Raw genomic sequence first — 12,496 nt, forward strand, 5'->3', positions numbered from 1 at the left:
CCAGCCATCATGTGGATCGATGCCCAGTTCTGGCCCTTCCTGGTGGCCATCACCCTGCTCTCGATCACCCCCGGAGTGGATACCCTGCTGGTGATCCGCAACACCGCGCGTGGCGGGGTGCGAGATGGGGTGTTCACCAGCCTGGCGATCTGCTGCGGCCTCTTCGTGCACGCCGCCGTCTCGGCCCTGGGGATCTCGCTGATCCTGCTGCAGTCGGCCTGGGCCTTCGGTGTGCTCAAGCTGGCCGGGGCCATCTATCTGGTCTGGCTGGGGGCTCAGGCGCTTCTGGTGGCACGGCGCGGCCAGGGACTGCCGGTGGCCGGGGTGAGCGTCGAGAAGCGTGTGCTTCCGGCCTGGAAGCCCCTGCGTGAGGGGCTGCTCTCCAATGTGCTCAACCCCAAGACCGTGGTCTTCTATATGGCCTTCCTGCCGCAATTCATCGCCCCAAGCGACCCGGCACTGGCCAAGTCGCTGTTCCTGGCGGGCGTCCACTTCGTGATCGCCAATCTGTGGCAGATCGGGGTGGCCTTGATGGTGGGCGGGGCAGGTCGATGGCTGGCCAGCCCTCTCTTCGCACGTTGGCTCAACGGGCTGACTGGCTCGGTATTGATTCTCTTCGGCATCAGGCTGGCGCTGGAGCGCCAGCCCGGCTGAGGCCGGGCTTCGCCCGGAGCTGTAAGCGATAAGCTTGACGCTGTAAGAAAACCCCATGATGTGAGTTTTGGTGGCGTTAGCCTGGCTTACGGCTTACGGCTTACGGCTTACTGCCGGGCTAGTAGCGAGCCGTCGTAGCGCACCCGCTTCTCGGCGGGGGTGAGCATCGAGACACCCTCGCTGCTGCTGCCGTTGGCCAGGCTTTCGAAGATTGCCCGATAGGTCAGCACCGCCTGCACATAATGGCGCGTCTCGCGAAACGGAATACCTTCGACGAACAGGTCGAAGGCCTCTGTCTCGCCGCTCTGTAGCCAGCGGTCCACGCGGCCGGGGCCGGCGTTGTAGGCCGCCGTGGCGGCCAGACGATTGCCACGGTAGCGTTCGAGCATATCGCGAATATAGGTGCTGCCCAGACGGATGTTGGTCTGGGGGTCGAGGACTCCATAGGCGCCTGGGTCGGCGATGCCCAGCTGGCGAGCCAGCTGGGTGGCGGTGGCGGGCATCACCTGCATCAGCCCGCGGGCACCGGCGGGTGATACCGCCTCGGGGTTGTAGGCACTCTCGCGACGGGCGATGCCCATCAGTAGATAGGGGTCTACTCCGGTCCGGCGGCCCCATGTCATGAAGTCGCCACGATAGGCTTCGGGAAAGCGCCACTCGAGGGCATCCCATAGTTGGCCGACGATGGTGGTCTGGACCAGCTTGGCATGCCAGCCGCGCCGGCGGGCGTAGTCGCCCAGCGCCCGGGCATCGCGTGGGGAGGCTCGACGCACCGCGGCGTACCATTCACTGGCGGCCAGGCCGGGCTCGTTGATGCGTAGCAGGGCTTCGGTACGCCTTACGGCCGGCCAGCGCGAAACCCGGTCTCGGTAGGCGGCGTCGATCTGGTTGCGCTCCATGTTGAGCGCGTAGGGACGACCCAGCCGGTCGGCGGCGGCAAAACCATAGAAGCTACGCTCCTCGGCGGCGGCGGCATAGGCACGCTCGGCGGCGGACTTGTCACCCAGCTGCTCCAGGGCGCGTGCTCGCCAATACTGCCAGCGTTCGTCCCCGCGGTTGTCCTCCGGCATGCGCTGAATCCAGTCGAGCACGCCGCGCCAGTCGCGATCGGCCAGGGCCGTGCGTACCCGAAGCTCGAGCAGGTCCGGTGAGGCGAGCTGGGGAAGGGTGGCATCCACCCAGGCGCGATTCGAGCGTACGTCCCGGACCAGGGAGTAGAAGATCAGGTCATGCTCGATCGCCTGACGATGCTCGGCCGCGATTCTCAAGCCTGGAGCAATCCTGCGCCACGCCTCAAGGGCTTCTGCGGTGTCGGCGCGCACATGGTCATGCATGGCGGCAGCGAAGAAAGGGCCGCTGCCGCGGCACTCGGGACCCAGGCAGTCGGGTATCTGAGTGATCGCGACAGGGTCCGCCTGGACGCGCGCCATGGCCTGCTGAGCGGTGTGCCAGCGATTGCCCAGCAGGCCCCCCAGATAGCTTACAAGGCCACTCTGCCCGGCCTGCCAGGCGAGCATCTGGCGCTCCCAGATCTGCTCCTCGCCGATTTCACCGCGGCGCCGCAGGGTGTCGAAGAGAGTGTCGCAGGCCTCGGGCTGGGAGCGCCCGACTCGCCAGAGCCGACGGCCTCCTGCGGCCGCCAAGGCGGGGTCACGGTCGAGCATGGCGGTGTAGTAATGACAGCGCCGGGCGGTGCCTTCGGGCTCTCCGGCGGCGACCTCGAGCAGGTCCGTGCGGCGCCCGGCCTGGCCGTAGCGATCGATGGCCTGGCCACGCATCCACTCGGCGAGGGGCGAGTCGGCGTGACGCTCGATAAAGTCGAGCACCCTCCGGGGCGCCACATCGGGCAGACGGTCGCGCAGGCGGTGATAGGCCACATAGCCGGCCAGTTCATGATCGGCAATGGCGGCTTCGTCGACCCGCTGCCAGTCACCGGCTCGGGCGGCCTGCAGGGCCTCGCGCATGCTGCGGTCGTCGGCCTGCCCCAGCAGCGGCAGGCAGCACAGGGTGGCGGCGGCCAGGGCACGCCAGGGTACGGAGAGGCGCAACGACATGGGGAACCCTCCAGCGTCGATTCGAGTGTAAATCCCCATCGTCGCCGATGGAGTGGCTAGGGGATAGTGTCGCCCGACCACGACAGCGTCGTCGAGGCTGTCGTCGTCTCATCGAATCGCTTATCGTGGCGTTCTATTCTCGCGTACGACCTGGTCACGCGCTCGCGCGCAGCGCATGACCTTTTTGCGCATATGACTTTTTTTCGCAAATGGCAAGGAGAGGCCCATGGCAGGCAAGGGTGACAAGTTGAAGACCCGGCTACGCGGGCGCTCCCGTGTGATCGGCCAGATTACCCGGGCCCTGCGGCTGTTCGTGCCGATGCTCGGCGATGTGCTGCGTGGCCGCTATCGTCCGGTGCCCTGGATGGCCATCCTGTGGATGCTGGCGGCGCTGGTCTACCTGATCTCGCCTCTGGATCTGATTCCCGACTTTCTGGTGCTGGTGGGCGTGCTCGACGACGCTGTGATCGTCGGCTGGTTGCTGACCCGGGTGGATAGTGCCCTGGGTCCCTATCGTGCCTGGCGGGAGGAGAGCGTTGACAGGAGCAAGGATAACTCCAGCGGAGTTTGATACGCTCGTTTGACTGTCAGCTGTTTATCACAACACGCCAAGCCGAGCCGCCCATGCACGCCGACTCCCGTCCCGACGCCGCCGACTGGCGGCGTGCCCTGACCCGTTTCGTCAACGTGATACCTCACACGCGTGAGCTGGGCCTCGAGGTGCTCGAGGCCTCGCCACGGTTCACTCGCATGCGCCTGCCCTGGCACGCGGAGCTGCTGGGCGACAGCAGACGCGGGCTGGTCCATGGGGGTGTGTTGACCATGCTGCTGGACACCGCCTGCGGCTCGGCGGTCCTGCCGGCATTGCCGGCGCCGGAAGTGTGCCCGACCCTTGACCTGCGCATCGATCACTTCCGTCCGGCGGTGGCCGGTCAGGACCTGCTGGTGGAGGCCCGGGTCGTGCGATTTACCGCCTCGATAGTATTCACCGAGGGGCGCGTCTGGCAGTCGGCCGAGGGGGAGGTGGCGCGTGCCGTCGGCAACTTCGTGCGGCTGGGGCCGCGCAACACCCCGCCGGCATTTGCCGAGGCGCTGTTTGCCGAGGAGGAGGGGCATGCCTGAAGGCATTCATGGAGTGGAGTGGCTGACCAGGACCCGTGACGAGGGTGATCTGTCGGCCTGGCTCGAGCTGATGCCCTATGCGCGGCGCATCGGCGTCACGACGTCTCCGGACCCAAAGGGGGACGGCCTGCTGTTCCGTCTCGACCCCCGCGCGGGCAATGTCGGCAACGTGATGCTGCCGGCGTTGCATGGTGGTGTGGTGGCGGCCTTTATGGAGACCGCGGCGACCCTGGACCTGATGCTGGCCACCCGCGAGCCGCGCTTGCCGCGCATCGTCGATATCTCCATCGACTACCTGCGTACCGCCCGGCTGGTGCCGACCCATGCGCGCTGTTCGCTGCTGCGCGAGGGGCGACGCCTGGCCAATGTCACGGTCAGTGCCTGGCAGAAGGAGGAGGCCACACCGGTGGCCACCGCCAGGCTGCACTTTGTGCTGGATGATCCCGAAGGAGGGCAGGCGTGAGCCACCCAGGGGCTTGAAAACCCCTGCGGAAACCCCATATCGATTGCCAGTTCCGAGTCGGTGGCCCGTCCACCGTCGTCATGTCGAAAGAGGGGGTTCACGCCACATGACCACTGCCACGCAACACGAAGAGACCCTTGGCTTCCAGACCGAGGTGAAGCAGCTGCTGCACCTGATGATCCACTCCCTGTATTCCAACCGGGAGATCTTCCTGCGCGAGCTTATCTCCAATGCCGCCGACGCCTGCGACAAGTTGCGCTATGCGGCCCTGGACAACGATGCCCTCTACGAAGGCGATAGCGAGCTGCGCATCGAGATCGAGCATGATGCCGAGGCGGGCACCGTGACGGTTCGCGACAACGGCATCGGCATGAGCCGCGATGAGGTGATCGCGAACCTCGGCACCATCGCGCGCAGCGGCACCGCCGAGTTTCTCAAGCAGCTCTCCGGCGAACAGCAGAAGGACGCTCGCCTGATCGGTCAGTTCGGTGTCGGCTTCTACTCCGGCTTTATCGTCGCCGATGACATCACCGTGCGTACCCGCAAGGCGGGCACCGAGCAGGGGGAAGGCGTGGAGTGGCGCTCCAGGGGCGAGGGCGAGTTCACCGTCGCCGATGTCGAGCGCGAGACCCACGGCACCGAGATCGTGCTCCATCTCAAGGAGGACGCCCGCGAGTTCGCCGATGACTTCCGCCTGCAGAGCCTGGTGCGCAAGTACTCCGATCACATCGAGGTGCCGGTGCGCATGCCCAAGGTCGAGACGGCCCGCGACGAGGATGGCAAGGAGATCGAGGGCAGCGAGACCGTCAGCTGGGAGACCGTCAACGAGGCCACCGCCCTGTGGGTGCGCCCCAAGAGCGAGCTCAGCGACGATGAGTACAAGGCGTTCTACAAGCACGTCGCCCATGACTTCAGTGATCCGCTGACCTGGAGCCACAACAAGGTCGAGGGCAAGCTCGAGTACACGAGCCTGCTCTACGTGCCTAGCCGCGCGCCCTTCGATCTCTATGAGCGCGATGGCGCCCGCGGCGTGAAGCTCTATGTGCAGCGCGTCTTCATCATGGACGACGCCGAGCAGTTCCTGCCGCTCTACCTGCGCTTCATCAAGGGCGTGCTGGATACCCGCGACCTGTCGCTAAACGTCTCCCGCGAGCTGCTGCAGCAGGACCCCCAGGTCGACAAGATCAAGAGCGCGCTAACCAAGCGCTCCCTGGACATGCTCAAGAAGCTGGCCAAGGACAGTGATGCCTACCAGACCTTCTGGAACACTTTCGGCAGCGTGCTCAAGGAGGGCCCGGCGGAGGACTTCGCCAACCGTGAGAAGATCGCCGGCCTGTTGCGTTTCTCCACCACCCATACCGACAGTGCCACTCAGGACCAGTCGCTGGCCGACGTGGTGTCGCGCATGAAGGAGGGCCAGGAGAAGATCTACTACATCGTCGCCGACGGCTTCAATGCAGCGAAGAACAGCCCGCATCTGGAGATCTTCCGCAAGAAGGGCATCGAGGTGCTGCTGCTCCACGACCGCATCGACGAGTGGCTGATGAGCCACCTCACCGAGTTTGAGGGCAAGGCCTTCGTCGACGTCGCCAAGGGCGAGCTCGACCTCGGCGAGATCGAGGACGAGGAGGAGAAGAAGGCGCAGGAGGAGACCGCCAAGGCCAAGGAGGATCTGGTCAAGCGCGTCAAGGAGGCGCTGGGCGATACTGTCCAGGAGGTCAAGGTGACTCATCGTCTGACCGATTCACCGGCCTGTGTGGTGCTGCCCGAGCACGAGATGGGCTTCCAGATGCGGCGCATCATGGAGGCAGCTGGCCAGGCCCTGCCCGAGGTCAAGCCGATTCTCGAGCTCAACCCCGAGCACGCCCTGGTGGCGCGCCTCGAGGGCGTCGAGGGCGAGGGCTTCGACGATCTGGCCCATATCCTGCTCGACCAGGCGATCATTGCCGAGGGGGGGCATCTCGACGACCCCGCCGCTTACGTCAAGCGCCTCAACGCTCTGCTGAGCGCCTGATACCGCTGTATTGACTGACCAATCTGCAGGCCGCCTTCGGGCGGCCTGCTTGCGTTGGGCCCGCTGTTGAACACTTGCCTTTTCGACTGTTTCCGGTCAGCGTGGCACTTCTCCAAGTGTCACTCCGATGCTGCGTTACTCCTTGCCTTCGACGCTGAATCGACGGTTGTGCAATGCGGCATTGTACGGTATGAATAAAAAGCCTGACCTATGCACGAATTCAATAACCAACCGGGAGATCCAACGTGAAGATTGGTGCACCCAGGGAGCTCGCCAAGGGCGAGGCGCGCGTCGCGCTGACCCCTGACAGCGCGAAGTTCATCCAGAAGCTTGGACACGAATGCTTGATCGAGAGCGGCGCCGGCGTGGCCGCCGGCTTCGATGACGAGGCCTATCGCAATGCCGGCGTCACCGTGGTTGACGGTGCCGAGGCGCTGTGGAGCGAGGCCGAGGTGGTGATCAAGGTTCGTGAGCCCGAGGAGGCGGAGGCCGAGCGCCTGCGCGAGGGTCAGACCCTGATCAGTTTCTTCTGGCCGGCCCAGAACGAGGCGCTGCTCGAGAAGTGTCGCGCCCAGGGCGCCACCGTGGTGGCCATGGACATGGTGCCGCGTATCTCGCGGGCCCAGAAGATGGACGCGCTGTCGTCGATGGCGAATATCGCCGGCTATCGCGCGGTGATCGAGGCGGGCAACAACTTCGGGCGCTTCTTCACCGGTCAGGTGACGGCCGCCGGCAAGGTGCCGCCGGCCAAGGTGCTGGTGATCGGCGCCGGGGTGGCAGGGCTGGCCGCCATCGGCACGGCCACCAGCCTGGGGGCCGTGGTGCGCGCCTTCGATGTGCGTCCCGAGGTCGCCGAGCAGATCGAGTCCATGGGCGCCGAGTTCCTGTTTCTCGACTTCGACGAGAGTCAGGATGGCTCCGAGACGGGCGGCTACGCGGCTCCCTCCAGTCCCGAGTTCCGCGAGAAACAGCTCGAGTGCTTCCGCGAACAGGCCCCCGACATCGATATCGTCATCACCACGGCACTGATCCCCGGAAAGCCGGCGCCCAAGCTGTGGCTGGAGGATATGGTCCAGGCCATGAAGCCGGGCTCGGTGGTCATCGACCTGGCCGCGGAGAAGGGCGGCAACTGTGATCTGACCGTCGCCGATGAGCGTGTGGTGAGTGATAACGGCGTGGTGGTGGTCGGCTATACCGACTTCCCGTCGCGCATGGCGACCCAGTCGTCACTGCTCTACGCCACCAACATTCGCCACATGCTGACCGATCTGACCCCCGAGAAGGATGGCCAGATCAACCATGACATGGAGGATGACGTCATCCGTGGCGCCACGGTGGTCCACGCCAGTGAAGTCACCTTCCCGCCACCGCCGCCCAAGGTAAAGGCGATCGCTGCGGCCAAGCCCAAGCCCAAGGAGAAGGAGCCGACACCGGAGGAGAAGAAGGCCGCCGAACTGGCCACCTTCAAGGCTCAGACCAAGCGTCAGGTAACCCTGCTGGGCGTTGGTGGTGCGCTGATGCTGTTGCTCGGCCAGGTGGCGCCGGCCTCGTTCATGCAGCATTTCATCGTCTTCGCGCTGGCCTGCTTCGTGGGCTTCCAGGTGATCTGGGGCGTCAGCCACTCGCTGCATACACCGCTGATGGCGGTGACCAATGCCATCTCCGGGATCATCATCCTGGGGGCACTGCTGCAGATAGGTTCGGGCAGCGGGCTGGTAACGCTGATGGCGGCCATCTCGGTGCTGGTGGCGACCATCAATATTGTGGGCGGCTTCCTGGTGACACGCCGGATGCTGGCCATGTTCCAGAAATCGTGATCCGCGGAGACAACCCATGCTGAGTCAAGGATTCGTGTCTGCCGCGGCGATCGCGGCAAGTGTACTGTTCATCCTCTCCCTGGGGGGGTTGAGCAATCAGGAGAAGGCCAAGCGGGCGGTGTGGTACGGCATCGTCGGCATGGCCGTGGCGGTGTTCTTTACCGCCTTGGGGCCGGGAATCGGCGCCTATGGCTGGATGATTCCGATGATGGTCATTGGCGCCGGTATCGGTGTCTATGTGGCCAAGAAGGTCGACATGACCGAGATGCCGCAGCTGGTGGCGGCGCTGCATAGCTTCGTCGGCCTGGCCGCGGTGTTCGTCGGCTGGAGCGCCGACCTGGAGCGTCGTCGTGTGCTGGCAGCGCGTGCCATCGAGGCGAGCACCGATCAGTTCTCGGCCTTTGCCGGCCTGGTGGCCACCAAGGCGCCCGACGAGCTGATGTTCCTGCAGATCGAAGTGGTGCTGGGCGTGTTTATCGGTGCGGTGACCTTCACCGGCTCGATCATCGCCTTCGGCAAGCTGGCCGGCAAGATCGACGGCAAGCCGCGGCAGCTGCCCGGCGGCCATATGCTCAATGCCGGCGCCGCGGCACTCTCGCTGCTGCTCGCCATCCTCTACCTCAACGGTGCCGGCTTCTGGACCCTGCTGCTGATCGCCGCCCTGGCATTCTTCATCGGCTATCACCTGATCATGGGCATCGGCGGTGCCGACATGCCGGTGGTGGTATCGATGCTCAACAGCTACTCCGGCTGGGCCGCGGCGGCCATCGGCTTCACGCTCTCCAACGACCTGCTGATCGTCACCGGTGCCCTGGTGGGCTCCTCCGGTGCCATCCTGTCGTACATCATGTGCAAGGCGATGAACCGCAACTTCCTCAACGTCATCCTCGGTGGCTTCGGTGGTACCCAGGGGCCGGCGGCGGAGATCGAGGGCGAGCAGGTCGCCATCGACGCGGGTGGCGTGGCCAGTGCGCTCAATGATGCCGACAGCGTGATCATCGTGCCGGGCTACGGCATGGCGGTGGCCCAGGCCCAGAATGCGGTGAGCGAACTGACTCGCAAGCTGCGGTCCGCGGGCAAGAATGTCCGTTTCGGTATCCATCCGGTGGCAGGCCGCCTGCCCGGGCATATGAACGTGCTGCTGGCCGAGGCCAAGGTGCCCTATGACATCGTGCTGGAGATGGACGAGATCAACGATGACTTCGCCTCCACCGATGTGGTGATCGTCATCGGCTCCAACGATATCGTCAACCCGGCCGCCGAAGAGGATCCCAACAGCCCGATCGCCGGCATGCCGGTGCTCAAGGTGTGGGAGGCCAAGCAGGTGTTCGTCAGCAAGCGTGGCCAGGGTACCGGCTATTCCGGTATCGAGAACCCGCTGTTCTTCAAGGAGAACACCCGGATGTTCTACGGCGACGCACGCAAGAGCATCGACGACCTGCTGCCGCTGGTCGACTGACGCTCTCCTCCAACACGGCCCCGCCCCGGGGCCGTATTCCGGGACGCCCGGGCCGGTCACGGTCCGGGCGTCTTTTTCGCTACAATCCCCCCACTCAACCAACTCCAGTGGAGTGCATCATGGCAGAAGAACGCATGCGGGTGGCGGTGCTCGGGGGGGGCAGCTTCGGCACCGCCCTGGCCAGCATCGCCGCCGACAACGGGGCCGAGGTGCGTCAATGGCTGCGCGACCCGGTGCTGGCCGAGCAGATCAACCAAGAGCATGTCAACGGACGCTACCTGCCCGGCTATGCCATCAATCCGGCGGTGGTGGCCTCCACCGAGATGGCCGAGGTGCTGCCGGGCGCTGGCCTGGTGCTGGTGGCGATCCCCTCCAAGGCATTCGGCGAGGTGGTGCGACAGGCACGCACGCATCTGAGCCCCGATCAGATCCTGGTCAGTACCACCAAGGGCATCCAGGAAGAGGGCTTCAAGCTGATGAGCCAGATTCTCGAGGAGGAGACCGGCTTCCCCCATATCGGGGTGATCTCGGGGCCCAATCTCGCCTCCGAGGTGGCCGACAAGCAGCTCACCGCCACGGTGATCGCCAGCGACGACCCCGAGACCCGTACCCGGGTACAGGCGGCGCTTGGCTGTGACTACTTCCGGGTCTATGCCAGCAACGACCGTTATGGCGTTGAGCTGGGTGGGGCACTGAAGAACCTCTACGCCATCGCCGCCGGCATGGCCGCGGCCCTGGGCATGGGCGAGAACACGCGCAGCATGCTGATGACCCGGGCGCTGGCCGAGATGAGCCGCTTTGCCGTCTCCCTGGGCGCCAACCCCATGACCTTCCTGGGGCTGGCCGGGGTGGGGGATCTGATCGTCACCTGTTCATCGCAGCTGTCGCGCAACTACCGGGTCGGCTACGCCCTGGGCGAGGGACGCAGCCTGGACGAGGCGGTGGAGGCCCTGGGGCAGGTAGCCGAAGGGGTCAACAGCGTACGCCTGGTGCGCGACAAGGCCCGGGAGGAAGGGATTTACATGCCGCTGGCCGAGGGGCTCTATCAGGTACTGTTCAAGGGAGTGCCGGCCCAGGAGATGGCGCGACTGTTGATGCTGGGTGAGCAGAGCAGCGACGTGGAGTTCGTGCTGGCCCGGGAGGATGTACAGCGCGCCCACCGCGAGCAGAGTGGACCGAAACGGAGTGGAAGGGGGGATGAACATGGCTGAGCGGCTGCTGATCATGCGCCACGGCGAGGCGGGGCCAGGGAGTCCCGACGCCGAGCGCGAACTGACCCCTCGGGGGCTGCAGCAGGTGCGGCGCGTGGCGCAGTGGCTAAGCCGCCGCGACGACCTGGCGGGCCTGCGCCTGCTGGCCAGCCCCTATCGGCGCGCCCGCCAGAGCGCCGCGGTGTTGGGGGAGTCGCTGGGTGTTGAGGTCGAGACCCTGTCGATCATCACGCCGGATGACTCGCCCCACGCGGTGGCCGACTGGCTGCTTGAGCTGCCCCAGGGGCGGCCGCTGATGCTGGTCAGCCATATGCCGCTGGTGGGGGCGCTGGCCGGCGTGCTCGTGGAGGGGCGCGAGGATGGCGGCCTGGGCTTCCCCACCGCCGCCGTGGCCGAGCTAGAGGCCGATATCTGGGCGGCAGGTTGTGCGCGGCTGGCAAGGTTTGTCACGCCGGGCGAACTGGGCTGAGTTGGGGGCAGGGCTTGGCAGAACGCGAGGGGAGCTGAAGGCTTTCCGAAAAGCCAGCTCCCAGCGATGGAGCCCTTGGCGCTCAGGGGGCTAAGGCTATATCAGCCCGGCCATCTGTAGGCCGAACACCCCCAGGGTGATGGTGATGCTGGCCATCAGGGTGGTCAGTGCGATGATATTGGCGGTAAGCACGGCGTTGCCGCCCATGGCCTTGGCCATCACGAAGGCCGCCGCCGCGGTGGGGCTTGCGAAGAACAGGAACATTACCCCCAGCTCGCGCCCCTCGAAGCCGGCGAGCCAGGCTGTCGTGGTGGCAAGAACGGGGATCGTCACCATCTTCATCATGCTGGCACCGGCCGCCAGGCCCCCCGAGCGGCGAATGGCTTCCAGCGAGAGGGTGGCACCGACACAGATCAGTGCCAGCGGCAGGGTCAGAGAGGCGAAGTACTCTCCCGAGGTGATCACCCAGTCGGGCAGACCCAGCCCCGACAGTGCCACCGGCATGGCCAGGACGACCGCCAGGATCAGCGGGTTGCGCACGATCTGCATCAGCATCTGACGCCAGTCGGTCGTGACCTCCTCCTGATGGGTGGCGAGGGCGATCACCGAGAAGGCGTTGTAGGTCAGGATCACTACACCCAGCAGCAGGCCGCCGGCGGAGAGACCGTAGTCGCCGTACATTCCCGCCGCCAGGGCCAGGCCGACAATGCCGCAGTTGCCGCGAAAGGCGCCCTGGATATAACTGCCGCGGTCGGCCAGGGGGACGCGAAGCCAGGCCCAGCCCCAGGCGAGGAGGAAGCTGCCCAGGGTGGCCAGGGCAAACACCCCGAGCATCCGCGGGTTGAGGGTCGTCTCGAGATCGGCGCGGATGATGCTCAAGAAGATCAGCGTGGGCAGGGTCGCCTTGAACACCAGCTGTGAGGCGGTGGTGACGAAGGCCGAATCGATCCAGCGGGCGCGTTTGAGTCCCAGGCCGATAAACACCATGGCGAAGACCGGCAGGGTGATCTCCAGGGTGGCCTGGAAGGTCGCCAGGGCTTCCATCACCGTAGCAACCAGAAGCCGGCCAGCATGGCGGCGAGCACGGTAGCGAAGAAGAGTCGATTGCGAAGGCGGGTATCACGGGGCTTGCGGGCGGTCACAGGCGCTCCTGGTAGATGGATGTCGACTTGGCGAAACATGGTAATCCCGTTAGCCTGCTACCGCCATCCGTGCCTGAACTGCCCCGTCACA

At 65.6% G+C, this 12,496-nt stretch carries 11 protein-coding genes; 9 read left to right on the forward strand and 2 right to left on the reverse strand.

What is annotated here, in order from left to right:
• Positions 1-9: 9 nt before the first annotated feature.
• Positions 10-654, forward strand: a complete 645-nt coding sequence (locus Q0894_RS13085; RefSeq protein WP_299236098.1) for a LysE family translocator — start codon at positions 10-12, stop codon at positions 652-654.
• A gap of 107 nt (positions 655-761) precedes the next feature.
• On the opposite strand, the gene Q0894_RS13090 is transcribed toward Q0894_RS13085, so the two are convergent.
• The gene (locus tag Q0894_RS13090) at positions 762-2,708 is read right to left on the reverse strand and encodes a transglycosylase SLT domain-containing protein (protein WP_299236100.1); all 1,947 of its coding nucleotides are present in this window, start codon (positions 2,706-2,708) and stop codon (positions 762-764) included.
• A gap of 226 nt (positions 2,709-2,934) precedes the next feature.
• On the opposite strand from Q0894_RS13090, the gene Q0894_RS13095 reads away from it, so the two are divergent.
• The 8 genes from Q0894_RS13095 to sixA all read left to right on the forward strand — a co-directional run bounded on the left by Q0894_RS13095 (position 2,935) and on the right by sixA (position 11,263).
• Positions 2,935-3,279: a DUF1232 domain-containing protein gene (locus Q0894_RS13095; protein ID WP_161423181.1), complete on the forward strand. Its 345-nt coding sequence runs from the start codon at positions 2,935-2,937 to the stop codon at positions 3,277-3,279.
• Positions 3,280-3,332: 53 nt separating this feature from the next.
• Positions 3,333-3,830 carry a PaaI family thioesterase gene (locus Q0894_RS13100; RefSeq protein ID WP_299236102.1) on the forward strand — a complete coding sequence of 166 codons (498 nt, stop codon included), beginning with the start codon at positions 3,333-3,335 and terminating at the stop codon, positions 3,828-3,830.
• The gene (locus Q0894_RS13105) at positions 3,823-4,293 is read left to right on the forward strand and encodes a PaaI family thioesterase (RefSeq protein ID WP_195687293.1); all 471 of its coding nucleotides are present in this window, start codon (positions 3,823-3,825) and stop codon (positions 4,291-4,293) included. The genes Q0894_RS13100 and Q0894_RS13105 overlap by 8 nt, the downstream gene beginning before the upstream one ends.
• Positions 4,294-4,399: 106 nt before the next feature.
• On the forward strand, positions 4,400-6,307 hold the full coding sequence (gene htpG / locus Q0894_RS13110) for a molecular chaperone HtpG (protein ID WP_299236105.1): 1,908 nt from the start codon (positions 4,400-4,402) through the stop codon (positions 6,305-6,307).
• A 245-nt stretch (positions 6,308-6,552) separates the two neighbouring features.
• Entirely contained in the window at positions 6,553-8,124 is a 1,572-nt protein-coding gene (locus tag Q0894_RS13115; protein ID WP_299236107.1) for a Re/Si-specific NAD(P)(+) transhydrogenase subunit alpha, read from the forward strand.
• A 16-nt stretch (positions 8,125-8,140) separates the two neighbouring features.
• Entirely contained in the window at positions 8,141-9,583 is a 1,443-nt protein-coding gene (locus tag Q0894_RS13120; RefSeq protein ID WP_299236109.1) for an NAD(P)(+) transhydrogenase (Re/Si-specific) subunit beta, read from the forward strand.
• Between the two features lie 119 nt (positions 9,584-9,702).
• Positions 9,703-10,794: an NAD(P)H-dependent glycerol-3-phosphate dehydrogenase gene (locus Q0894_RS13125; protein ID WP_299236111.1), complete on the forward strand. Its 1,092-nt coding sequence runs from the start codon at positions 9,703-9,705 to the stop codon at positions 10,792-10,794.
• Entirely contained in the window at positions 10,787-11,263 is a 477-nt protein-coding gene (sixA, locus tag Q0894_RS13130) for a phosphohistidine phosphatase SixA (RefSeq protein WP_299236197.1), read from the forward strand. The genes Q0894_RS13125 and sixA overlap by 8 nt, the downstream gene beginning before the upstream one ends.
• Before the next feature lie 96 nt (positions 11,264-11,359).
• Here the strand turns inward: sixA and Q0894_RS13135 are convergent, their stop codons facing one another.
• Entirely contained in the window at positions 11,360-12,307 is a 948-nt protein-coding gene (locus tag Q0894_RS13135; protein ID WP_299236198.1) for an AEC family transporter, read from the reverse strand.
• Positions 12,308-12,496 lie beyond the last annotated feature (189 nt).

The organism is uncultured Halomonas sp., from assembly GCF_947501415.1.
Classification (GTDB): Bacteria; Pseudomonadota; Gammaproteobacteria; order Pseudomonadales; family Halomonadaceae; genus Halomonas.